Raw genomic sequence first — 22,081 nt, 5'->3', positions numbered from 1 at the left:
GATTTCGTATGTTAGAAAGTTTATTGTTTTTCTTCGGCGTCGGAGTTGCCTGCGAGCTTGCAGCAATTAATCGAAATGGTCGTAAAAAGATAAAACAACAAGCTGAGCTGATACAGCTTTTAAAAGAGTTGAAAGAAAGAAAAATTTAAAAAGACGACCGGGCATAGATGGTCGTCTTTTTCTATATAAAGGGGAAAGGGGACACAAAGTTATACAAGCGTAGCAGCGTAAATAAAAGCAGTAAGAAGAAGGGAGCCGCTAGCTAATTCTAGAAAATCTAATTTATTAAACGTGATGTTTTGCATAATGAATTCTCCTTACTTATTTAATGTAGAAGCAACAGCTTTTGCATCGATAAGAGCGGAAAATATCATGCCCATTGTATGTAAAAAATTGTTTGATTTCATTTGGTTCATCATATGAATCCACTCCTTTTCGAATAGTTGTTGCCTTGTTTCTGACTTAATTGTATGAAATATAGAAAGAAGTAACTATCGAATTAGCTTACAAGAAAATTACACTTTTGTAAGAATGGAAATTTAACAATTAATACTTATTTTTATTACCAACTCCTAAAACTTAGTGTTATAATTATTGTAAGAATATGATTATACTTCGGATGTTCAGAAAGGAACGAAACAAATGTATAAACCAATTACATTTTTGTTGAAATATATATTTAAAACAGCTGGGAAAGTAGAAGTGCAAGGAAGAGAAAAGCTACCAGAAGGTGGCCCGTATGTTGTTGCGTGTACGCATACAAGTTTTATGGACGTGTTAATGCTAGCAACAGGGATGTATCCGACCCAAATTCATTACATGGCAAAAAAAGAATTATTTGAAGGGAAATTCAAAAATTGGTTCTTTAAAAATGTAAATGCATTCCCTGTCGATCGTGCGAATCCAGGACCGAGTACACTTAAAATTCCATCACGTTTATTAAAAGAAGGCAAGGTAGTAGGGATTTTTCCGAGTGGAACGAGATCGGCAGAAGATGTTTCATTAAAAGCGGGTGCTGTGACAATTGCAATGCGTTCTAATGTTCCGTTAGTACCGGCAGCTTATGTTGGTCCATCAAGTGTAAAAGAATTAATAAAAGGAAAAAAGGCGCAATTGATTTTTGGAGACCCAATTCAAATTGATGCAGGAGAACAAATAGATCGAAAAACCGCTATGAAAATGATGACGGATCAATTAAATGAGAAGTTTGAGGAGCTAAAGGTAGCTTTGCAATCAAATTCAAAGTAAGAAAAGACGACCGAGCATAGACGGTCGTCTTTTCTATTACTATTTATAATAAAGGGGAAAGGGGACACGAAATTTATGCAAGCGTAGCGGCGTAAATAAAAGCAGTAAGAAGAACTGATCCGCTAGCTAGTCCTAAAAAATCTAATTTGTTAAAAGTGATATTGTTCATAATGAATTCTCCTTACTTGTTTAATGTAGAAGCAACAGCTTTAGCATCGATTAGAGCGGAAAATACCATGCCCATTGTATGTAAAAAATTGTTTGATTTCATTTGGTTCATCATATGAATCCGCTCCTTTTCGAATAGTTGTTGCCCTGTTTCTGACTTAATTGTATGAAATATAGAAAGAAGTAACTATCGAATTAGCTTACAGGAGAATTACACTTTTGTAAGAAAAACGAATGAAGGTGTAATGATGAGTAGATTTGACATATGTGCATGAGATTCATTAATTTAAAAGTAGAGGTGAGTGTATGGCTAATATTAAAGATATTGCAAAGATGGCGGGAGTTTCCGTTACGACTGTTTCGAGAGTGCTAAATGATCATCCGTATGTAAGTGAAGAAAAAAGGAAAGCGGTTATAGAGATAGTTGAGAAGTTGAATTACTCACAAAATGCAAATGCTGTTCATTTATCAAAAGGGAAGACGAATATTGTTGGTGTGATTTTACCGTATATTAACCATCCATGTTTTGATGCGATGGTGGGTGGGATGATGGAGGTGGCGTTAGCTCATAATTACAGAGTGCTACTTTGCCAAACGAATTATAATAAAAAAGAAGAAATGAAAAGTTTACATATGTTGAAAACAAAACAATTGGATGGTCTTATTATTTGTTCTCGTGCGAATGATTGGGATACGATAGAACCGTATGCGTCCTATGGGACAATTATTGCTTGTGAAGATAATGATATTTCAAATATCTCAAGTGTATATACGAATCATTCGGCAGCTTTTCAATTAGGAATGGATTATTTAATTGAGAAAAGTTATAAAAAAATTGGTTATTGCACGGGAAGAAAATTAGGACCTAGTAGTCAAAAGCGTTTTGATGTTTATAAACAGCAATTACAATCTATAGATGAAGAAGTGAATGAAGAATGGATTTTCACAGAATGTTTTACATTAGAAGATGGTGTGAGAGTGGCTCATAAATTAAAGGGGATGCAGCATCTTCCTGAAGCGTTAATAGTAGCAGGAGATGAAGTTGCGATTGGGGTGATGACAGAAGCTGAAAAATTAGGTATTCAAGTTCCTAAAGATTTAGCGATTATTGGCTTTGATAATCAACCTATTTCGCAAGTGTTACAACTTACAACCATTGATCAAAATTTAAAGGAAATAGGTAAAAAGGCCTTTGAAATGTTTTACAGGCAAATAAGTGATGAAAGTTCTAAACAAGAAAAGGTGGAAATTCCATACGAACTTGTGGAACGCTCTACTGTTTAGTTTTAATCCGTTATGTGTAAATCGCATAACGGATTATTTTTTTGAAATATCTTTGACAGGAAACGCGTTTCATACTTTATAAAGGAGTTAAACCGGTCTGTAATAATCCATGGATTCTTTTCAAAAATAGTATTTGGAGGGATATGCATGAATGAACTTTTATTGAGTATGAAAAAGTATATAGAGAATGATGAAAAAATTGTGGCTTTTGTAGTAGGGATATTTGAGAAGGATGATTTTACGCTATCGTATCAACGTGGGATTTTTGCTGCTACTACTAGACGTCTCCTGTTTTACGGGAAATTTCTATACTATCCTGCAACATTTCAAGAGTATTCATATTTGCATATAGATAGCATAGATTTCCATCCATATTTTGAATTTACTTGTAATCATAAAACCATTCGCGCTAAGTATATTCAGAAAGGGAATGTGGAGCACTTTGTCCGTACAGTTAGAGCGAATGTGAATAATTAATCACCCCTCTGTTTAAACATAATATCTCGATCTTTAAGAGGGAAAATGCTGAATAAAAACAACTTCTAAACCTCTAGGAGATAGTGATACAATGTCAAATGGGGGGAGGGTATGAACTATGGTTAATCAACGTATAAAGGAAATAACACTAATTACAATTGGTTCATTATTATTCGCAATTGGTATTAATTACTTTGCAATTCCAAACCGTTTATCGGAGGGTGGAATTATTGGTTTAACGGTTGTTACGTACTATTTATTTGATTGGTCACCAGGGATTGTGAACTTTGCTATAAATGCAATTTTACTAGCCGTTGGTTATAAATTTTTTGATAAGAAAACGATGGTCTATACAATTTTAGGGATTGTAGAAACGTCTTTGTTTTTATATGTTACAGAACATATTGAGTATCATGTAAATAGCGATACATTATTAGCAGCTTTATTTGCTGGTTTATTTGTAGGTATTGGATTAGGCTGTATGTTCAAAGCCGGAGGTACATCGGGAGGGTCAGCAATCTTAGCTCGATTAGCAAATCAATATTTAGGTTGGAGCGTCGGGAAAGGCGTACTGATTATTGATATCGTTGTAATTGCTGGTTCTGTATTTATAATAGGGCAAGAAAAAGCAATGTATACGCTTGTAGCTGTATTCATCGGAGCGAAGGTGATTGATTTCATTGTAGAAGGAATGGATACAAAAACGGCTGTTACAATTATTTCAAATCAACCAGACTTAATTCGAGAGGCTATTACGAAAAATATGACGCGCGGTGTTACTGTATTAGAAGGACGCGGTGGATATACTGGTAGGAATAAAGAAGTATTATATGTTGTTATTAATAAACAAGAGCTTGTTAAGTTAAAACAAGTTATTAGCCGAGTAGACGAAGATGCCTTCGTTGTTATTCACGATGTACGTGATGTACTGGGTGGTGGCTTTAAAGCGAGCTAAAAGGTGAACGAGTAAATTCGTTCACCTTTTTTATTCTTACAAAAATGTAAGTGTAATGTAAGGAGATTCAATAGTAGATTTTATTCCTTCTTTTTAAAATGGATGTATATATATCCTGCAGAGGAGGAATGTTTATTATGAAGAAAAAAATGATCACTACTATAATAGCGATGATAGTGATAGTAGTAATGTTACTGCCTACGAAACTTGGACCAGTTATCGATAAATATAATCCACTCTATAAGACGAAAGAATACTATACGGTTGTGAATACAATTGGTCAGCATATTGGTGATGAGTGGTATGAATATGAATTTATTGCATTTGACGAACGTGGAAAAGAACAAAAAATAAAGAAAACTGTTAAGCATATGCTAAAGAGAGATGAAGCGTTAAAGGTGTTTGCAAAAGGGCGTTACGGTGAATCGATTGAAGAAATTGAGGCTGCAAATATTCCTATAAATGCGAAGAGTAAACTTTTAACGATGAGATAGCGAAATATACCCCTAGCTATTTTTTGTCGAAAAAGAGAATACTAGGTAGGGGTATTATAGGTGCGTAAAAAAGCCTTAGTCCATATGGACTAAGGCTTTTTTATTATATAAAGGGGAAGGGGGTACATTGTAGTAGCATGAGTGAAAGGTATAAGAAGAGTAGCTACTAGCAATGTAATTTGGTTATGCGAGTGTTCTTCTTATTTAGCTTACTTTCTAGCTTTATTGTACGAAATATAAGTTAGGGGAACTATCGAATTACATTACATATAACTTACAAACATGTAAGCCTTCTGTAATGTAATTCGATAGTTAAAAGATAGTAAATTTCATATAGTGTAACTAGAAAGTCTCAATGTATTACTTTCTGTTTGTAATGAAGAATGAAAAATGAAAAACCAACTAACTTTTAATAATCCTCATCTACATAAAGATGAGGATCTTTTTTAAACCTTACAACATTGTAAGGTTTACGTAAGTTAATTCGATAGTAAATTTGTCATATTTTTTGCATAATAGATACAAATAGAAAAATAATTAGGGATCTAGTAAGAAGGGAGAAGAATGGGATGAGTAAAGAAGAAGTAGTGAAGTTACCAATTAAAGATTTCTGTAGCTACTTTACTGTTGCCGTAGTATGTATTGGATTATTTGATATCATAACAAACTTAATTGTTAAATAATATAGATGATAAAACAAGAAGGGAAGTCCTTTCTTGTTTTTTTTATGGGGGCATAAAGATGAAATGGATTGATAGCCATATACATGTTGATCAATATAAGGATGAAGAGAAGAGCAGATTACTGAACGAGGTGGAAACTGGTAGCGAGATAAAGGGACTTATTGCAGTATCTATGAATTATCAATCATGTAAGGAAACTTTATCTTTAGCGAAGAAGTATCCCTTTATACATCCAGCAATAGGGTTTCATCCAGAGCAAGAGATTCATAAAGAAGAGTGTGATCAGATTTATCAACTTATTGAACAACACGCAGAAGAAATTGTTGCGATTGGTGAAGTAGGTTTGCCATATTATTTAAGGAAAGAATATGAAAATATTGCTCTAGATCCATACGTATCTGTATTGAAAAAATTTATAGAATTAGCTAGTAAGTATAATTTCCCGATTGTATTACACGCAGTTTATGAAGATGCTGACATTGTATGTGATTTGCTAGAGGAATATAAAGTTTCACGTGCACACTTCCATTGGTTTAAAGGAAGCGAAGACACAATGAAACGGATGGTGAGGAATGGTTATTATATTTCGATTACACCGGATGTGTTACATAAGGAGAAGATTAGAAAAATCGTTTCGTATTATCCGCTTGAATATATGATGGTAGAAACAGATGGACCATGGGAATTTCAAGAGGGTGTTATGACGCACCCAAGAATGATCCGAGAGGTATTAAAGGAAATTAGTTCTATAAAAAATATATCCATTGAAAAGGTCGCAGAAACAATATATGAAAATACAAGTCGATTTTATTTAAAAGGATAGGGGAATTATAGTTTTAGTAATGTAACGGAAAAAGTAGAAGTTGAATTTATTTATGAAAATGATCAATGGGTTGTTAATAATATGCCACGTTTTGATATAGGATAAAAAAACCACCAAGCATTCTGCTTGGTGGTTTTGTATTAGGATTCTAATTTTTTCGCACGTCTTAATAATAATAGAAAGACAATGATAATGAACCCAAGTACAAGGAAAAATCCATATTGTTTTATGTAATCGATTACGTCATTTGTACTTGTTGGTTTTTTTACGTGAATGCCGTCTTTATTCGTAGTAATATGAATATCTTTCATTTTTACTTCGTTCGTTTCCTTTTGTAAATCAATCCATTCTATGTTTGGAATGCTTTCTAGATTCTTTAACACTTCTTTTAATGGTTTTACACCTAAGTAAGGATGATAGAATGCACCGATAACTCCATCGGATAATTTAGAAACAGATACAGCACGTTCTTTCATTTTAGCAATAGACTGTGGCTTATCTTCTTCAATAAATCCGACTGTCTCAGGCAATAGTTTCATTCCATGTAAAAATGACGGAGTACTTGTATAATATGGTGAGTGCATGGACTTCCAAGTTGTATCATTTAACTGTAGTTGTCCTACATAAGTTGAAAAGTACCTTGATAATATTTCATATCCTTTTTGAGACATCGTGTAATGAGGTGCTTCAAAGGCAACAGGGTATAGTTGGGCATCTACAAGTTCCTTAATGCCTTTTTCGATATGATCCGTCGTATATTTTTCTTCAAACTCTTCCCCTTTTTTTACATATTGGTTATATGCCTCTACATTTGGAAAGTCATCTTTTGTCTTCGGTTTTTCATGCTTCGGTTGGCGAATTGGTTGATCTGTTTTTACATCCCAAAATTCAAAGCCCTCACCTGTTTCACTGTCATAAAATTGGTGAGTATAACCATGCATAATAATTGCCGCACCATCATCTTGCATAGAGCGTAAAAGATTAACTAGTTCTGGTTTATCTTCTAAGTGTATTACCTTTCCTGTATCTGGATCTTTATATACCGGGATAACAGTAATCATATAAGGAATCTTTTTCTCTTTTAGTAACTGGGCAATTTCTTTCAATTGATTTATATCCGCTGCTGGGTGAACATCCTCAAGACGTAAATAAGCTTCAACTTTATTTGTCGTTAGTTTTTGGTCGAAATAAGAAAATAACATTTCACCGACGTAATGAGACATCCAGTCAAAGATATTAGGTGTTGCAACATAATAAGATGTTTCATGCTGAACGATTAGTGGATTAGTGTTATTTGAGCTTAAAGCGTTAGCAAGCACAGTTCCATTTGTATCAAATGATTGAATTAATCGTTCCTCTTCTAAGCTATTTTTTAGCTTCTTGTCTGGATATTCAATTTTGTTAACGCGTATATCGTCGCTCTTCAATGTAATGAAAGAAAAACGGTTAGATAATTGTTCAACATTTTGTCCTAACACTAATACAGGGCCGGAGAAGTTTTCTAGAAATTGTTTCGTTTCATCAGAAAACGCTTCTTTTTTTTCACCGATATAAACAATATGTGTATAGGAGGATACGTTATTAATTGAAGTTACTTCTTTTAAGTTTTTTACGGTTATATCATTTGTAAAATGTCCTAATTGAGTATCAAGGATTTGGATATTATTTGAAACTTTATCGTCTTGTGTACTATACAAAACAAGTACCTTTGGTTTTGATGGTGTTTGTGCAGAGGTGTAGGTAGGGATAAGTAGTAAAATGCTGAACAAGAGTGTTAGGCATCTTTTCATTTTGTGTGCTCCTATTCTATATGTAGAGTTCAGTTTACAATTATATACAAGAAATAAGTTGCAGTCTATGAAAGTTACATTTTTGCACGTATTTACCAGCTGTTTTTTCACAAAATCGGTCTAAAGCATGATGAAAATATATATAGTTATTTGCTATGATAAAAGAGTAATAGAATGTAGGTAATTGTAAAGGGAAGGCTGAAAGGGGACAAATTTCAGCGGAGAAAGAGGTAGAGGTAGTGAAGAAATTCTTTGTAGGATTTTTAGTTGTTCTTGGAGTGTATTTATATTTCCAAGGAAAGTCTGAAGGAATGGATAAGCTAGTGAATGGAACAAGCTATGTTGATTCAGAAGAAGCAAAACAGGTGAAACAAATCATTATAGAGGAAGCGAAGAAAGTAAATCTTCCAGAATGGATACCTCTTGCAATTGCTGAGCATGAAAGTCGATTAAATCCAAGGAGTGTTGGAGATAATGGAACTTCATTCGGATTGTTTCAACTACACCGCGGCGGCGGGCTTGCACCAGAACATTTAACTGATGATGAGCTGAAAGATCCACGTACAAATGCGCAAATTGCAATGCCGCATTTAATGAAAGGATATAAGCGTGGGGTGCAAAAAGGTTTGACTGATTTTGCATTACTGAAATATATAGCGAATACATCTGGATGGCCAGGGAATTTAGGGCCAGAGTGGACGGATAATAACATGAAGTATAACATCGGATTAGAAGATGTGTACTACCGAAATAAAGGTGTAATTAAAGAGTAGGTTTTGATACCTACTCTGTTTTTTTATGAATAATTTCATCCTTTTCTTTCGTAAAATACTGTGTGAGTTGTATTTTCACCTCTTCTAGTTTTGTAGAAACTTGAGGTATTTTATATCCTACATACAGCGGTGAAACGACAAACCTAGGAACAACTTTACAAATGATTTTTCCATTTGAGTAATAGAAGAATAAGTTATAACTACTGCATCCTTTATGGAAATCTGTCAGTATGTAACGTACAGTTTGCTGAATGTAATTTGCCATTTCATCTATATATGAAATATTTTCAATGGTTATATTGAATTCAGTGAAGCCAATAATGGGACGCTCTGAAATATTAAGCTCAATGTGTTCATTTTTTTGAACAATTACCCCTTGGAAATTTTCTTCTTCAATATTTTCAAGATAATCTACATGTTTCATTCCGATAATTTGCATGTGTGCATGATACAAACTTCCGCCTGAAAATGGACCATGATTTTTGTATAAAATCACAGATGCAAACTCTTCGTTGTTCTGTAAGTGTAACCAATGTTGAATAGAAAATTGCATTAATTTTCTCATATGTTCTTCTGTATATGTTGCGATATGATCTTCGCAATTATCCGTTTCGATTAGCACCGTTTGAAATGTATCTTGTAATGTAGGGAATTTATTTTTTAACCAAATAATAGAACCATCAGTTGCTAAAATATCCGTTAAATGTTCTCTATCGCAAAATGGACATGCAGCGCTTCTATTCCGAATGCTTTCTGGTTTTTGTTTACCGATATCGTTTAAAAAATATAGTTGTTGTGTATCCATTTGTATATATGCCCCTTTAAAATATGTGTAAAAATCCCGCTTAATACATTCGGGAAAAGGAGAGGGAAATCCTCTAAAGGAATAGGGAAAAAATAAAAGACAAGATATCCTCATTACGATAGGGTACCTTGTCTTTTATTTTTTCTCTAATAGTGTGTATGGATAATATAGAACATTTTCAGTATTTTTCTTTTTTCTATTTTTTATTGTGTATAAGGTAATTGCTGTGCTTGCAATTATAATAATGGCTTTCTTCATATTCATATACCCCTTTTTATTGTTGGTTTAATTCTTGGCTAACTGCTTTTGCATCGACTAAAGCGTGTAAAATCATTTTCACCATGTTCATCATATTTCTTCACTCCTTTTTATAGTTCATTTAGTTCTTTTACAACTGCTTGTCCGTTCACTAATACCTCAAAGATTGCTTTTACGATTTCTTTCATCATGTTTGTTTCCTCCTTTTGTTTGTCTCTCTTGTTTACATCTTTATTGTATAGGGAGGTATCTTTTCGTACTATCGCTTTCCATTACGTGAACATAACAGTTTTGTAAGATTTGATGTCACTGATTGAAATGTTTAGTCTATCTTCATTATTTTCAGAAAAATGACTATTCAAACATGAAATAGGGAAGTATAATAAAGAAGTAAGTATTAAATTCCGTACGAAAGAGGTGAATGAGATGAAACGTTCTTTAGCTGCGCGTGCCAAATTTTTAGATTTTATCTATTTTTGTCGTGCGATTTTTCATGATGTGGTTGTTAACGGGATACGTATGCCCTTTTTTAACAATTGCATAGTGGCTATTGAACGATAGAAATCTCTTCACCCATTTTTAATAAACGTGTGAAAAGGGAGCTATTTGGCTTCCTTTTTCTATGCCGAAAACCATGGGGAATGTTTCTTTCTCATGGTTTTTTATATTGAAAGGAGTACGGAAAATGACTATTTGTAGTGTAAATAATGTAACGAAATCTTTTGGTGGAAACATCATATTTGAAAATATATCGCTTGAGATAAAGAATGGTGAACGTGTTGGGTTAGTTGGTCGTAACGGTAGTGGGAAGACAACAATCTTTGGGCTTCTAACGGGAATGGAGAGTTTGGATGCAGGAGCCATTCATATGAAGAAAGGTACACGTATTGGTCATGTCGCACAAATTCCGAAGTTTGATGAGGCCATGACTGTATATGATGTATTGAGTTCCGCTTTTAAAGTAGAAAAGGAAGTAGAAAAAGAAATGCATGATTTAGAAAAAAATATGGCGGTGGAACAGGAACAATCTGCTTTGGAAAAGTTAATGGAGAGGTACGGAGTCATTCAAGAAAAATTTGCGTTTTTCGGTGGTTATGAAATCGAGGCAAATATAATGAAGGTAGCAAATGGCTTACAAGTGACAGACTTATTTTCAAGAGTATTTACGGAATTAAGTGGAGGAGAACAGACGAAAGTAAGTCTTGCATATATGCTATTGCAGAAACCAGATTTACTTCTATTAGATGAACCAACAAATCATTTAGATTTATTTGCAGTTGAATGGTTAGAGCAATTTTTAAAAGAATACACTGGAACAGTTATGGTTATTTCACATGATCGCTATTTCCTTGATGAAGTTGTAACAAAAATTTTTGATTTGGAAGATGGAGAGATTCACGTGTACCATACGAATTATTCTCAGTTCGTTGAGGAGAAGGAAGAAAGATTACTTCAAGAGTTTCAAGCTTATCAGGAGCAGCAAAAGAAAATAAAGAAAATGAAAGAAGCAATTAAGCGTCTACGTGAATGGGCAAATCAAGCGAATCCTCCGAATGAAGGATTGCATAAAAGAGCGAGAAATATGGAACGTGCGTTAGAACGTATAGAGAAGTTAAAGAGGCCGATTTTAGAACGAAAACAGATGGGGCTTCAGTTTGAAGGGCAAGAGAGAAGCGGGAAAGATGTTGTTGTAATGAAAGAAGTGAGTAAAGGTTTTGCTGACCGACCTTTATTTGAACAAGCGAATTTACATGTTCGTTTTCAAGAGCGAGCGGCTATCGTTGGTCGTAATGGTACAGGAAAGACTACATTATTAAAGCTACTATTAGAAGAAATAAATCCAGACGCTGGTGAAATTCGAATTGGTAGTAGTGTCAAAATTGGTTATTTATCACAGCATACGTATGGAAATGTGAAGAGTAATGTATTGGAAGCGTTTAGAGAGTATGTAGCTGTAACCGAAGGAGAAGCAAGACATATATTGGCTAAGTTTTTATTTTATGGTCCAGCAGTATTTAAGAAAGTAACGCAACTGAGCGGTGGAGAAAAAATGAGGTTAAGACTTGCGCAACTTATGTATCAAGACATCAATTTTCTAATTTTAGATGAGCCGACAAACCATCTTGATATTGAATCAAGAGAAGTTTTAGAGGAAGCCCTTGAGCAATATAATGGAACAATCCTAGCTGTTTCGCATGATCGTTATTTTTTAAATAAGTTATTTGAAAAGACGTACTGGATTGATGAATGTAAATTATTTGAGTTTGCAGGAAACTATGCATGGGCTCGTCAAAAATGGGAAGAAAAGCTTGAGAAGCAAGTAATAAAGCAGAAACGCCAAGAGAGAAAGAGCGTTGAAACGGTTCCTGTAAAAGAGAAAGAAGCTAGGAATCTTGAAGAGATTGAAAACGAGTTAATGCATGTAGAAGAAGATATATATGCAATAGAATGTGAAATGGAACATGTAGCTGATGTTGAAAGACTTAAAAAATTATATGAGGAAAAAACGAAGAAAGAGTTGTTACGAGCAGATTTATATAATGAATTAGAGAATATTGTGGAGTAATAAAAATAGAATGAAAGAGCAAGTTGTTTTCTCGTATTTTGAGGGAGGGCTTGTTCTTTTTTTATATAAGAAAAGAGAAATAATTGGTATAATTTTCTTGTTAATACGATAGTGAGATAAGTTTTAGGTTATTAAAATGTGAGGAGAATTTTATGTTAGGATATGCGCGGATTGCCACAATCGTCATAATTTGTTTCGTTTACGCAAATCATGTTTCACGTGAAACAGCAAACTTACAAATTTTTGTCGGTATTGCACTTTTTATTTATATTGTGAATCATATTTTGCTTGTAAAAGTAAAAGAGAGTAGAAAACTCGTTTTTTATACCCTGTTAGCAAATGGTATTGTCACAGCGTTATTAGGTTTTTTATTTCCCGAGACATGTTTATATTTAATTATATTTGGAATTGATGCGGTAGGATTATTTATCCATGATTGGGGTAAAAGGGTGACTTATTTTTTTATCGCTTTTTTCTTTCTTTGTTGGTTTATAAATATAATGCATACATATCAACATACAGGAAGTCTGGAATTAGAGAGTAATGCAATTAACTTTATGTTCATCGTTTTCAGTGCTTTAGCTGGAAACCTAATAAAAAAACTTACAGCAGCTCGGCAAATGGTAGATGAGCAATATGGGGAATTAGCATTATCTCATACAGCTTTAAAAGAAGCGCATGAACAATTACGTCTATATGCTAAAGAGGTAGAAGAATTGACTGCTGTTCGGGAGCGGAATGATATTGCCCGAGAAATTCATGATACAGTTGGTCATAATATGACGGCCTTACTTGTTCAGTTACAATTGGCAGAGGCTTTGTGGAAACAAAAATCGGACGCTACAGAAGAGGTTTTACATACATGTCATGGGCTAGCCAGAAAATCACTTCAAGAGGTGAGAGCTTCTGTGCATGCTTTAAAAGAAGAAAGTAAATTAGGGAATATAATAGAAAATATGCGTGAGATGTTGCATGAATATTCTAAAGCGACAAAAGTACAAGTATCTTTTCAATTACAAGGAGATCCGGTTGTGATTCCGTTGTCACTACAACCTACATTGCTCCGGATTATGCAAGAGTCTTTAACAAATGCAAAACGTCATGGGAAAGCGAGTTTATGTGAAGTGAGTCTAACTTGTTCAATGAAACAAGTTAGACTATGTATTCTGGATAATGGTTTGGGGGTCAATGAGGTAAGTCCAGGTTTTGGTTTACTTAATATGAAAGAACGTGTAGAGGAACATGGTGGAACTATTCAATTTGAGAGTGAGATAGAAAAGGGCTTCCAGTTACAGATTGAATTTCCACTTCAGGAGAAAACGTGGACAATAGGGGGAACAGTATGATTCGCATTATGATTGTTGATGATCAATCACTCATTCGTGATGGTTTAGCGATGTTATTAAATTTACGTCCGGAACTTGAAGTAGTGGGAACAGCTACTGATGGAGACGAAGTGATACAAAAGGTGAAAGAGCTACATCCTGAAATTATTTTGATGGATATTCGGATGCCTCGTATGAATGGTGTTGAAGGAACACGTTTAGTTAGAGAACAGTTCCCTCATATAAAGGTACTTATGTTGACAACTTTTAGTGATAGTGAGCTTATTTTTGAAGCATTGGAGCAAGGAGCGAGCGGATATTTATTAAAGGACATGGAGACGGATGCAATCGTTCAAGCTATTTTAACGGTACACGGTGGAGGGGCTGTGCTTCCTCAAGATATAACAGCACAAATCGTAAAGGAATTAAAAAAGACAAAAGTAGCAGTAGAGTGCCCCCCGCCAAAACAGCTAGAACAATTAACTGAGCGAGAATTAGATGTTTTAAGAGAAATTGGGCTTGGTTTAAATAATAAAGAGATTGCTGAAAAGTTATTTATTACAGAGGGAACTGTTAAGAATCATGTTTCTAATTTAATTAGTAAGTTAGAACTGAGAGATCGAACGCAAGCAGCGATATACGCAGTAAGGTATGGCGTCACAATGTACACATGACTTTTGGCATATATAAGTGTGGAAAAGCAGCAGAATTTGCTGCTTTTTTATTTTGCATTTCTATCTTAAGGGTGATGGAGAAGAAAAGAAATTTTTCTACAATGAAAGTGTAGATGAATACAAAGGGGCTGAATCAGTATGTTAGTCATAGATCATATTACGAAATCATTTGGGAAGAAGGAAATCGTAAAGAATGTTTCTTTTGAAGTGAAGAAAGGTGAAACATTTGGATTGCTTGGTCCAAATGGAGCGGGAAAATCAACGACGATATCAATGATTTGCGGGTTAATTCCATACGATAGTGGTGATATAAAAGTTGGTGGAAAATCTGTAAAAGAGTATCCATTAGAAGCGAAAAAGAAAATTGGTATTGTTCCGCAAGACATTGCGCTGTATCCGACACTTTCAGCAAAGGAAAATTTGGTTTTTTGGGGAAAGATGTACGGTTTAAATGGGAAAGTTGCAAAAGAGCGAGCAGAGGAAGTATTAGCTTACGTCGGTTTACAGGATCGTGGAAAAGATAAAATTGAAACATTTTCAGGTGGGATGAAGAGGCGTATTAATATTGGTGCAGCACTTATGCACGAACCAGAGTTATTAATTATGGATGAGCCGACAGTCGGGATTGATCCACAATCGAGAAATCATATTTTAGAGACTGTTAAGAAATTAAATGAAAAAGGTATGACAGTTATTTATACGAGTCATTACATGGAAGAAGTAGAGTATTTATGTGAAAGAATTGCAATTGTTGATCACGGAAAGGTAATTGCATTAGGAACGAAAAGAGAGTTATGTAATCGCCTGACAGATGGATTTATGGTGAAATTGCAATTAAATCGCTATAGTAAGGAACTGCTACAAAAGTTGAAAGCACTATCTGTTGTTGAACGGATTATTTTTGACGAAGATAATAACACAATTGATATTGGATTAAATGGTGGTGAGGCCATTGGCACAGTTGTGTCATTAGTTGTTGAGAACAATGCTCAAATTTTAAAGCTTGAAGTGCAAGAGCCGAATTTAGAGGCACTCTTTTTACAATTAACAGGACGTTCACTTCGTGATTAAGGAGGTTAGTGTGAGATGAAAAGTTTCATTATTGCATGGAAAGATTTAAAAATACGTTTAATTGATCGGCGCGGATTTATAATGATGTTACTTATGCCGCTTTTATTAACGGCGATTTTAGGTTCAGCGCTAAGTAATGTATTTGATAGTGGTGGACTACCGAAAACAGTAATTGGCTATTATCAAGTGGGCACGGATGAGTTCGCAGATGTTTTTCAAAAAGACGTATTGCAATCTAAAGAAATAAAAGATGATGTGAAGGTAAAGATAGTTAACTCTCAGGAAGAGCTTGAAGATATGTTACATGAAAAGAAAATCGATGTGGGAATCGTCATTCCAGATAAATGGAGCGAACAAGTGCAAGATGGGAAATTAAAAGAGCCAAAGGTGCTTATAGACCCATCAAAAGATATACAAACGAAAATTGCTGAATCAATGATTCAATCCTTTTCAGAACGTGTTCAAACAGTCGCAGTATCTACGAAAAGTGTTGTAACAGAATTAGCAAAATCTCAGCAGGGTGATGTAGCACAAGTTGCAAAAGAGGTAAGTGGAAGTCTACAGGAGATAGCAACCGCAAGTACGGATAACATCGAACGAGGAACAATAGGTAAAAAAACAGTTGCGGCGATGCAATATTATGCAGCAGCGATGTTAGTCATGTTTTTACTATATAACATAACAGTAGGTGCAAAGTCAGTTGTAACAGAGCAACGAACCGAAACGTTGGCGCGTTTGTTCAGTACACCGACGAGTTCATTTTCAATTTTATTTGGGAAGTTTTTAGGTACATTACTATTTGCCTGTATACAATTTGGAATATTTATAGTTGCTACACGCTTTATGTTTCATGTGGAATGGGGCGAAGACGTGTCTCAAATAGTAGTGTTGGGAATTTCTTATGCAATTTGTGTTGCTGGTTTATCTATGTTAATTGCCGCTTTTATTCGCGAGGAAAAAACAGCAGATGTAATGGGAGGAATCGGTATTCAAATACTAGCTATATTAGGGGGATCAATGTTACCGATTTACGTATTTCCTGATACACTTCAAACCATTGCGAATGTTGCTCCGAATAAATGGGCACTTACAAGCTTCTTAAATATTATGTCGGGAACATCTTGGGATGTGCTACTCCCTGTTATTTATAGTTTATGTAGTGCAGGAATTGTTTCCGTTATGATTGGAACATTACGTTTACGTACGAGATAGGAGGGGGAAATGATGAAGAAGGTTTGGGCACTTTGTTGGCTAGAGTTAAAGCAAATTTTAATAAAGCCACAGAGTTATATACTCATGTTTGGAATGCCTATTATTTTCACACTCATTTTCGGCGGACTTTTAGGTGGAAGTGGGAATGAGAAAGTAAATATTAGCTTAGTAGATGAAGATGGTTCTGTGTTATCCAACAAATATTATGAGGAAATAAAGAAAAGTGACTTAATTTCTATAGAGAAGGCAACGTATGGGGAAGGGAAACGGAAGATTGAAAACAAAAAATCATCTGGTATAGTTATCATTCCGAAAGATTTTCAAAAGGGTATGCTAGATAGAAAGATAGAAAATATCCGGTTTCAAGCCAGTGCTGATTTTACTGGTGGAACTTCTGTAGAGCAAGTATTGACAAGTGCGTTAAAAAAAATGGAGATAGAAGTTAGTGCAGCACGAGATTTTGAGAAGAAAAGTAACACTTCGTGGGAAACGATGTATAAAGAAATTTATACAAAAGTAGAACCTGTTTCGATTCAAAAAGAATCAATTTTACATGATGAACAAAAGTTAAATAACGTTACAGGACGGGCGGCCGGTTTTTCAATTCTATTCGTTATGATTGTCATGTTAAGTGCGACTGGAACCATTTTGAAAGCTAGACAAATCGGTGTTTGGTCCCGCTTATTAGGAGCGCCAGTTTCAAAGGTTCAACTACTGGCAGGATATATCCTTTCCTTCTTTTTAATAGGGTGGATTCAATTTGGCGTTTTAATAATATTAACGCATTCCTTATTTGATGTGCAGTGGGGAAATCTATTAGGGGTTATTGCACTCGTTTCGGTATTATTATTAGCTGTCATTGGTTTAGCCTTATTATTAGCAAGCATCGTAAAAACAACAGAACAGCAGTCAGCACTAGGTAATATCGTTGTGATTTCAACATGTATGATCAGTGGTCTTTATTGGCCGGTCGAAATTGAACCGGCATGGATGCAAACAGTAGCAAACTTTGTTCCACAAACTTGGGCGATGCGTGGCTTTACGGAATTAATTGTGAGAGGAGGCACGTTAGCAGATATAGGGGGATATGTTGGTATACTCACCTTATTCGCGGGAATATTTTTCGTAATTGCTTTAACTAGAATACGTTACGATTGAAAAAAGAGAGCAAAGTTACAGCTTTACGCGCTGAACTCTGCTCTCTTTTTTTGTGGCATCTTCTCTCGTTGAAATTATAATAGCGATCCCGAGCATAATAAAAAAAGCTAAAAAGAGGACGAACTTTGGGAAGAACGGGAATAGTAATAGCGCCCCGACTATCATAATGGTTAATAATATGTAGTGCAGGACGTATTGGAATAGGTTGTCCATATTTTCGCCCCCTTTTTGGTAATGTGTTATTAGTATTCTATGTTTCATGCTGAAGGAATAGAAGTAGATTTTTAAGTTTTTAATACGAAATGTAGCTGAGTTTTCTTAAAGTATAAAGGTAGCACAACAATTTTTAAAAAATTGTCAAAATATTTATTTAGAAAGAATTGACAAAATATAATGAACGATATAAGCTAATAACCATAAAGTCTACCGGAAAGGTCGGAATATAATTGTTACCCCTCAAAAACATCTATTTTTTTACGATTAAAACCGACTTTTCCGATTAGCTATAAATGTTGCTGTGGGAGGCATACATAAGGTAATTCGTTCAGAGGGTATAATCATAAAAAGTTAGGGTGGGGACAATGAAGAAAAAGACAAAAAAATGGGCTGGTTTATTTTCGGTATTAATGAGTAGTTCGCTTGTATTGTCTGCTTGTGGGGGACAGGAGGATGCAGCTTCTACAGAGCCGGTTAAAAAGCAGGATTTAAAGGATTCTAAGATTGAAACAATTCCAGCTACAGATAAAAAGAAAAGTCCAGAGAAAGCAAATCAGCGAAAGGATACTTTTATTACGGCTATTTCTAAGCCGGGGGGAGTTTTCCTTCCGTATTTCCAAGAGAATGGTTGGGATGGAAATGTAACGTCTGTTATTTTTGCGTCATTAGTAACAACAGACAAACAAAGTAAACCTATTCCGGACCTTGCAGAAAAATGGGATATTTCTGCTGATCAGTTAACATATACATTCCATTTACGTAAAAATTTAAAGTTTAGTGATGGTTCGCCTTTAACAGCGGATGACGTAGCATTTACATTAACACTACTTCATGATAAAGCGTATGAAGGTGGATTGGATATTGCTCAGTATGCTGTTAAAGGCGGGAAAGAATATAAAGAAGGAAAAGCAACTTCTATTGAAGGAATTCAAGTTGTTGATCCACAGACAATTAAAATTACAACTGAAAAAGTTAATTCACAGGCGCTAACAAATTTAGGTGGCCCAGTGCTATCAAAAGCTTATTATGGAAAAGATTATAAACAAAATACAAGTTTAGACTATTTAAAAGCATTATATGGGCAACCAATTGCAGCGGGTCCATATAAATTTGAAAAATATGTTCCAGGTCAAGAAGTCCGCTTTGTTGCTAACGAAAATTATTATGCAGGTAAACCAAAAATCAAAAACTTTATTTACAAAATCACATCAGGTGATACTGGATTCCAATTATTCCAAACAGGTGAACTGGACTATAGTGGATTTAGAGCAAATCCTGAGAATATAGACCAATTAAAAGGATTAGAGTTTGCAAATATTAATCTTGAATCATCAAGTGATATTGCTTATATCTATGTAAATAATAAGAAGGCGTATTTGAAAGATAAGAAGGTACGTCAAGCACTTACTTATGGATTAGACCGTAAGAAGTATGTGGATACAGCTTTACAAGGATATGGCTCTGTTGCTAACGTACCAATTGCGCCAGTTTCATGGGCATATACAGAAGAAGGTATTAATAAATATCCACACGACGTAGAAAAGGCTAAAAAATTATTGGATGAGGCTGGTTGGAAAGTAGGTTCTGACGGGGTTCGTGAAAAAGATGGTCAAAAATTAAAATTAACATATTACGCATCAAATACAGGTAAAACAAATGATATCTTTATTCCGATTGCAAAAGAAAGTTACAAAGAAATTGGTGTTGAATTAAATCCAGAGTTGATGGACTTTAATACGATGCTTTCAAAAGTAGGAAAAGGTGACTACGATTTAGCAGCAGTTTCAACACCAGGAATTAGTGATCCAAGTGAAGTTGTAAGTGAGTACTTATCAACTAATCCAAAAAGTGATACGGGTTATAATAATCCGAAAGTAGATGATTTGATTGTAAAAGGTATAGGAACGACAGATATTGAAAAACGTAAAGCGATTTATAAAGAGCTGTATAAAGAGTTAAGTGATGATCCACCAGTTATTTTATTAAACTATCGTAAACTACTTTATGCTCATAATGCACGTATAAAAGGAATTGATCCAGAAAAGTACGATGGCATTAGTTCCAATTTACCAGTGTTATCTATTGAACAATAAGGGTTGACCTAAATAATAGAAGACGTTTTTTCACACAGCAATGGAATGGTAGCTGTTTTGAAAAAATGTTCTTCTATTTTTAAGTAAATAGGATTGGGGAGACAAAAGGTGAAAACATATATCATTCGTAGGTTCCTTCAAATGATCCCTACATTGTTTGGTACATCTATTATTATTTTTTTCTTATTTGCACTTTTGCCGGGAGATTATATTGATTCAAATCCAAAGTTAACACCAGAAAGAGCCCAAGAATTAAGGGAATTATACGGCTTAAACAAACCAATTATTGAAAGATATTTTCATTGGTTAGTAAATGCTTTGCATGGTGATTTTGGATTTTCTTTACAGTACCAAGAACCGGTAACTTCATTACTTAATAAATTCATTTGGAATACATTTATTGTTGCTGTTGCAGCTTTATTTTTCACTTGGATTATTGCTCTTATTATTGGGGTTATTTCTGCAACAAAGCAGCATTCTTGGTTTGATAGATTGGTAACAATCGGTGTCTTTGCAGCAATGTCATTTCCATCATTCTTTATCGGACTATTTTTAATTAAATTATTAGCAGTTGATTTAAAGTTATTACCTATTGGTGGCATGATTGATATTGGGAGTAACTCAACAGGGGTAGCATACATATTAGAAGTATTACGTCATATGATTCTACCTGTATTTATTTTAACGCTTCTTGGTGTAGGATCGTTAACACGCTATTTTAGAACCGGCATGTTGGATGTTATTAGGCAAGATTATATTCGTACTGCTCGTGCAAAAGGTTTAAAAGAAAGAACCGTTATTTATAAACATGCATTGAAAAATGCAATTTTGCCAGCAATTACATTACTCGCTTTTGAATTACCGGGTTTATTTTCAGGAGCTATCATTATTGAACAGATTTTTAATTGGCCAGGGATTGGGAGTATTCAATTAGAAGCATTAAACTTCCGTGATTATACGGTATTAATGGCCTTTACAATGTTTCTTTCTTGTTTAACAATTATGGCTAATTTCTTAGCTGATATTGTATATGCGTTTGTTGATCCAAGAATTCGATTGAAGTAAGGGGGGAAAGATATGGAGACTATTACACCCATAATAGAGAAAAAGAAAGAACGGAAAAAGAGAAATGAATCATCACCATGGCGCCAAGCGTATAAAAAAATCAAGAAAAATAAGATGGCACTGTGTGGCTTATACGTTTTAATATTTATGTTTTTATTTAGTTTTATCGGTCCAATCCTTTCACCGTATGCTGATGGGAAAGTACAAGTAACACAAATTAATAAACCACCCAGCCTGTCACATTGGCTCGGAACAGACCAGTTGGGACGGGATATTTTAACTAGACTTATGCAAGCAGGGCGTATTTCATTAACAATTGGTTTAGCGTCGATGCTACTATCCGTTATACTAGGTGCTCTATTAGGAGCAATTGCTGGTTTTTATCGAGGAGTTGTAGATCATTTAATTATGCGTGTTGCAGATGTGTTAATGTCCATTCCAGGATTACCGCTACTTATTATAATGGGAGCAATTTTATCAGAATGGAAATTACCATCGGAGTACCGTTTATATGTTGTAATGATTATTTTAAGTTTAGTAGGATGGCCAGGACTTGCTCGTCTTGTGAGGGGACAAATTTTAACATTGCGGGAGCAAGCCTTTATGCAAGCGGCAGATGTATTAGGATTAAAAGATTCTCGGAAAATCATTCATCATCTAATTCCTAACGTCTTTCCGTTACTTATTGTTGTAGCAACTTTGGGTGTGGCTGGATCTATTTTAAGTGAGTCCGCACTAAGTTACTTAGGTCTCGGAGTCGTCCCACCTACACCATCATGGGGGAATATGATTAGCGCAGCTAACTCGTTAATTGATTTCCAAAAGCGGCCGTGGTTATGGATTCCGCCTGGTTTCGCAATCTTTATAACAGTTGTATCAATTAATTTACTTGGTGATGCACTTCGTGATGCGTTAGATCCAAAGATGAGACGGTAGGTGAGAA

General features: G+C 34.7%; 24 protein-coding genes. 18 read left to right on the top strand and 6 right to left on the bottom strand.

Going from position 1 to position 22,081, the window contains the following annotated elements; all coding sequences use genetic code 11:
• Positions 1-8: 8 nt before the first annotated feature.
• Complete coding sequence (locus COK05_RS09625; protein WP_098612391.1) at positions 9-149, top strand: YrzO family protein; 141 nt, start codon at positions 9-11, stop codon at positions 147-149.
• Positions 150-209: 60 nt separating this feature from the next.
• Here COK05_RS09625 and COK05_RS30895 read toward each other — a convergent pair whose 3' ends face one another.
• Positions 210-305, bottom strand: coding sequence for a DUF3948 family protein (locus tag COK05_RS30895; protein ID WP_141538978.1), 96 nt, complete (start codon positions 303-305; stop codon positions 210-212).
• Positions 306-642: 337 nt separating this feature from the next.
• Here COK05_RS30895 and COK05_RS09615 point away from each other — a divergent pair, with 337 nt between their 5' ends.
• Complete coding sequence (locus tag COK05_RS09615) at positions 643-1,248, top strand: lysophospholipid acyltransferase family protein (RefSeq protein WP_098612389.1); 606 nt, start codon at positions 643-645, stop codon at positions 1,246-1,248.
• Positions 1,249-1,321: 73 nt separating this feature from the next.
• Here the strand turns inward: COK05_RS09615 and COK05_RS09610 are convergent, their stop codons facing one another.
• Complete coding sequence (locus tag COK05_RS09610) at positions 1,322-1,417, bottom strand: DUF3948 family protein (RefSeq protein WP_098612388.1); 96 nt, start codon at positions 1,415-1,417, stop codon at positions 1,322-1,324.
• A gap of 305 nt (positions 1,418-1,722) precedes the next feature.
• Between COK05_RS09610 and COK05_RS09605 the strand changes: the two genes are divergently transcribed.
• From COK05_RS09605 to COK05_RS09580, 5 genes are all read left to right on the top strand, one after another.
• Positions 1,723-2,700: a LacI family DNA-binding transcriptional regulator gene (locus COK05_RS09605; protein WP_098612387.1), complete on the top strand. Its 978-nt coding sequence runs from the start codon at positions 1,723-1,725 to the stop codon at positions 2,698-2,700.
• Positions 2,701-2,847: 147 nt separating this feature from the next.
• Positions 2,848-3,177, top strand: a complete 330-nt coding sequence (locus COK05_RS09600; protein WP_098612386.1) for a PH domain-containing protein — start codon at positions 2,848-2,850, stop codon at positions 3,175-3,177.
• Between the two features lie 118 nt (positions 3,178-3,295).
• Positions 3,296-4,132: a YitT family protein gene (locus tag COK05_RS09595; protein ID WP_098612385.1), complete on the top strand. Its 837-nt coding sequence runs from the start codon at positions 3,296-3,298 to the stop codon at positions 4,130-4,132.
• Between the two features lie 137 nt (positions 4,133-4,269).
• On the top strand, positions 4,270-4,626 hold the full coding sequence (locus tag COK05_RS09590) for a YxeA family protein (protein WP_098612384.1): 357 nt from the start codon (positions 4,270-4,272) through the stop codon (positions 4,624-4,626).
• Positions 4,627-5,367: 741 nt separating this feature from the next.
• Positions 5,368-6,132: a TatD family hydrolase gene (locus COK05_RS09580; protein ID WP_098612383.1), complete on the top strand. Its 765-nt coding sequence runs from the start codon at positions 5,368-5,370 to the stop codon at positions 6,130-6,132.
• Between the two features lie 140 nt (positions 6,133-6,272).
• Here COK05_RS09580 and COK05_RS09575 read toward each other — a convergent pair whose 3' ends face one another.
• The gene (locus tag COK05_RS09575) at positions 6,273-7,922 is read right to left on the bottom strand and encodes a DUF2334 domain-containing protein (protein ID WP_098612382.1); all 1,650 of its coding nucleotides are present in this window, start codon (positions 7,920-7,922) and stop codon (positions 6,273-6,275) included.
• A gap of 239 nt (positions 7,923-8,161) precedes the next feature.
• On the opposite strand from COK05_RS09575, the gene COK05_RS09570 reads away from it, so the two are divergent.
• Positions 8,162-8,695 (top strand): transglycosylase SLT domain-containing protein, encoded by a 534-nt coding sequence (locus COK05_RS09570; RefSeq protein ID WP_000713253.1) that lies wholly within the window; start codon positions 8,162-8,164, stop codon positions 8,693-8,695.
• A 10-nt stretch (positions 8,696-8,705) separates the two neighbouring features.
• Here the strand turns inward: COK05_RS09570 and COK05_RS09565 are convergent, their stop codons facing one another.
• On the bottom strand, positions 8,706-9,500 hold the full coding sequence (locus COK05_RS09565; protein ID WP_098612381.1) for a DUF4931 domain-containing protein: 795 nt from the start codon (positions 9,498-9,500) through the stop codon (positions 8,706-8,708).
• A gap of 135 nt (positions 9,501-9,635) precedes the next feature.
• On the bottom strand, positions 9,636-9,764 hold the full coding sequence (locus COK05_RS09560; protein WP_002083998.1) for a hypothetical protein: 129 nt from the start codon (positions 9,762-9,764) through the stop codon (positions 9,636-9,638).
• A 420-nt stretch (positions 9,765-10,184) separates the two neighbouring features.
• Between COK05_RS09560 and COK05_RS31695 the strand changes: the two genes are divergently transcribed.
• The 7 genes from COK05_RS31695 to COK05_RS09525 all read left to right on the top strand — a co-directional run bounded on the left by COK05_RS31695 (position 10,185) and on the right by COK05_RS09525 (position 17,764).
• Positions 10,185-10,319, top strand: coding sequence for an RAxF-45 family protein (locus COK05_RS31695; RefSeq protein WP_098268924.1), 135 nt, complete (start codon positions 10,185-10,187; stop codon positions 10,317-10,319).
• Between the two features lie 73 nt (positions 10,320-10,392).
• The gene (gene abc-f / locus COK05_RS09550; RefSeq protein WP_141538988.1) at positions 10,393-12,324 is read left to right on the top strand and encodes a ribosomal protection-like ABC-F family protein; all 1,932 of its coding nucleotides are present in this window, start codon (positions 10,393-10,395) and stop codon (positions 12,322-12,324) included.
• Positions 12,325-12,476: 152 nt separating this feature from the next.
• A complete protein-coding gene (locus tag COK05_RS09545) occupies positions 12,477-13,670 on the top strand; it encodes a sensor histidine kinase (protein ID WP_098612379.1) in 1,194 nt (397 codons plus the stop codon).
• Positions 13,667-14,323, top strand: a complete 657-nt coding sequence (locus COK05_RS09540; protein WP_097846301.1) for a response regulator — start codon at positions 13,667-13,669, stop codon at positions 14,321-14,323. The genes COK05_RS09545 and COK05_RS09540 overlap by 4 nt, the downstream gene beginning before the upstream one ends.
• 138 nt (positions 14,324-14,461) lie before the next feature.
• Positions 14,462-15,394: an ABC transporter ATP-binding protein gene (locus COK05_RS09535; protein ID WP_098612378.1), complete on the top strand. Its 933-nt coding sequence runs from the start codon at positions 14,462-14,464 to the stop codon at positions 15,392-15,394.
• Positions 15,395-15,409: 15 nt separating this feature from the next.
• Positions 15,410-16,606 (top strand): ABC transporter permease, encoded by a 1,197-nt coding sequence (locus COK05_RS09530; RefSeq protein ID WP_098612377.1) that lies wholly within the window; start codon positions 15,410-15,412, stop codon positions 16,604-16,606.
• A gap of 12 nt (positions 16,607-16,618) precedes the next feature.
• The gene (locus COK05_RS09525) at positions 16,619-17,764 is read left to right on the top strand and encodes an ABC transporter permease (RefSeq protein ID WP_098612376.1); all 1,146 of its coding nucleotides are present in this window, start codon (positions 16,619-16,621) and stop codon (positions 17,762-17,764) included.
• A 15-nt stretch (positions 17,765-17,779) separates the two neighbouring features.
• Here COK05_RS09525 and COK05_RS09520 read toward each other — a convergent pair whose 3' ends face one another.
• A complete protein-coding gene (locus tag COK05_RS09520; protein WP_141538977.1) occupies positions 17,780-17,977 on the bottom strand; it encodes a hypothetical protein in 198 nt (65 codons plus the stop codon).
• 368 nt (positions 17,978-18,345) lie between these two features.
• Here COK05_RS09520 and COK05_RS09515 point away from each other — a divergent pair, with 368 nt between their 5' ends.
• From COK05_RS09515 to opp4C, 3 genes are all read left to right on the top strand, one after another.
• The gene (locus COK05_RS09515; RefSeq protein ID WP_098612374.1) at positions 18,346-20,073 is read left to right on the top strand and encodes an ABC transporter substrate-binding protein; all 1,728 of its coding nucleotides are present in this window, start codon (positions 18,346-18,348) and stop codon (positions 20,071-20,073) included.
• Between the two features lie 108 nt (positions 20,074-20,181).
• On the top strand, positions 20,182-21,138 hold the full coding sequence (locus tag COK05_RS09510; protein WP_016716290.1) for an ABC transporter permease: 957 nt from the start codon (positions 20,182-20,184) through the stop codon (positions 21,136-21,138).
• A 12-nt stretch (positions 21,139-21,150) separates the two neighbouring features.
• Complete coding sequence (gene opp4C / locus COK05_RS09505; protein ID WP_098612373.1) at positions 21,151-22,074, top strand: oligopeptide ABC transporter permease; 924 nt, start codon at positions 21,151-21,153, stop codon at positions 22,072-22,074.
• Positions 22,075-22,081 lie beyond the last annotated feature (7 nt).

This window comes from Bacillus cereus (assembly GCF_002567495.1).
In the GTDB taxonomy this organism is placed as follows: Bacteria; Bacillota; Bacilli; order Bacillales; family Bacillaceae_G; genus Bacillus_A; species Bacillus_A cereus_AQ.
The sequence above is the reverse complement of the archived record's forward strand: the minus strand, read 5'-3'. Positions and strand labels throughout refer to the sequence as shown.

Excerpts from the sequence above, each read along its gene's own strand:
- COK05_RS09625 (WP_098612391.1), top strand. The coding sequence starts at position 9 with ATGTTAGAAAGTTTATTGTTTTTCTTCGGCGTCGGAGTTGCCTGCGAG.
- COK05_RS30895 (WP_141538978.1), bottom strand. The coding sequence starts at position 305 with ATGCAAAACATCACGTTTAATAAATTAGATTTTCTAGAATTAGCTAGC.
- COK05_RS09615 (WP_098612389.1), top strand. The coding sequence starts at position 643 with ATGTATAAACCAATTACATTTTTGTTGAAATATATATTTAAAACAGCT.
- COK05_RS09610 (WP_098612388.1), bottom strand. The coding sequence starts at position 1,417 with ATGAACAATATCACTTTTAACAAATTAGATTTTTTAGGACTAGCTAGC.
- COK05_RS09605 (WP_098612387.1), top strand. The coding sequence starts at position 1,723 with ATGGCTAATATTAAAGATATTGCAAAGATGGCGGGAGTTTCCGTTACG.
- COK05_RS09600 (WP_098612386.1), top strand. The coding sequence starts at position 2,848 with ATGAATGAACTTTTATTGAGTATGAAAAAGTATATAGAGAATGATGAA.
- COK05_RS09595 (WP_098612385.1), top strand. The coding sequence starts at position 3,296 with ATGGTTAATCAACGTATAAAGGAAATAACACTAATTACAATTGGTTCA.
- COK05_RS09590 (WP_098612384.1), top strand. The coding sequence starts at position 4,270 with ATGAAGAAAAAAATGATCACTACTATAATAGCGATGATAGTGATAGTA.
- COK05_RS09580 (WP_098612383.1), top strand. The coding sequence starts at position 5,368 with ATGAAATGGATTGATAGCCATATACATGTTGATCAATATAAGGATGAA.
- COK05_RS09575 (WP_098612382.1), bottom strand. The coding sequence starts at position 7,922 with ATGAAAAGATGCCTAACACTCTTGTTCAGCATTTTACTACTTATCCCT.
- COK05_RS09565 (WP_098612381.1), bottom strand. The coding sequence starts at position 9,500 with ATGGATACACAACAACTATATTTTTTAAACGATATCGGTAAACAAAAA.
- COK05_RS09560 (WP_002083998.1), bottom strand. The coding sequence starts at position 9,764 with ATGAATATGAAGAAAGCCATTATTATAATTGCAAGCACAGCAATTACC.
- COK05_RS31695 (WP_098268924.1), top strand. The coding sequence starts at position 10,185 with ATGAAACGTTCTTTAGCTGCGCGTGCCAAATTTTTAGATTTTATCTAT.
- abc-f (WP_141538988.1), top strand. The coding sequence starts at position 10,393 with ATGGGGAATGTTTCTTTCTCATGGTTTTTTATATTGAAAGGAGTACGG.
- COK05_RS09545 (WP_098612379.1), top strand. The coding sequence starts at position 12,477 with ATGTTAGGATATGCGCGGATTGCCACAATCGTCATAATTTGTTTCGTT.
- COK05_RS09540 (WP_097846301.1), top strand. The coding sequence starts at position 13,667 with ATGATTCGCATTATGATTGTTGATGATCAATCACTCATTCGTGATGGT.
- COK05_RS09535 (WP_098612378.1), top strand. The coding sequence starts at position 14,462 with ATGTTAGTCATAGATCATATTACGAAATCATTTGGGAAGAAGGAAATC.
- COK05_RS09530 (WP_098612377.1), top strand. The coding sequence starts at position 15,410 with ATGAAAAGTTTCATTATTGCATGGAAAGATTTAAAAATACGTTTAATT.
- COK05_RS09525 (WP_098612376.1), top strand. The coding sequence starts at position 16,619 with ATGAAGAAGGTTTGGGCACTTTGTTGGCTAGAGTTAAAGCAAATTTTA.
- COK05_RS09520 (WP_141538977.1), bottom strand. The coding sequence starts at position 17,977 with ATGGACAACCTATTCCAATACGTCCTGCACTACATATTATTAACCATT.
- COK05_RS09515 (WP_098612374.1), top strand. The coding sequence starts at position 18,346 with ATGAAGAAAAAGACAAAAAAATGGGCTGGTTTATTTTCGGTATTAATG.
- opp4C (WP_098612373.1), top strand. The coding sequence starts at position 21,151 with ATGGAGACTATTACACCCATAATAGAGAAAAAGAAAGAACGGAAAAAG.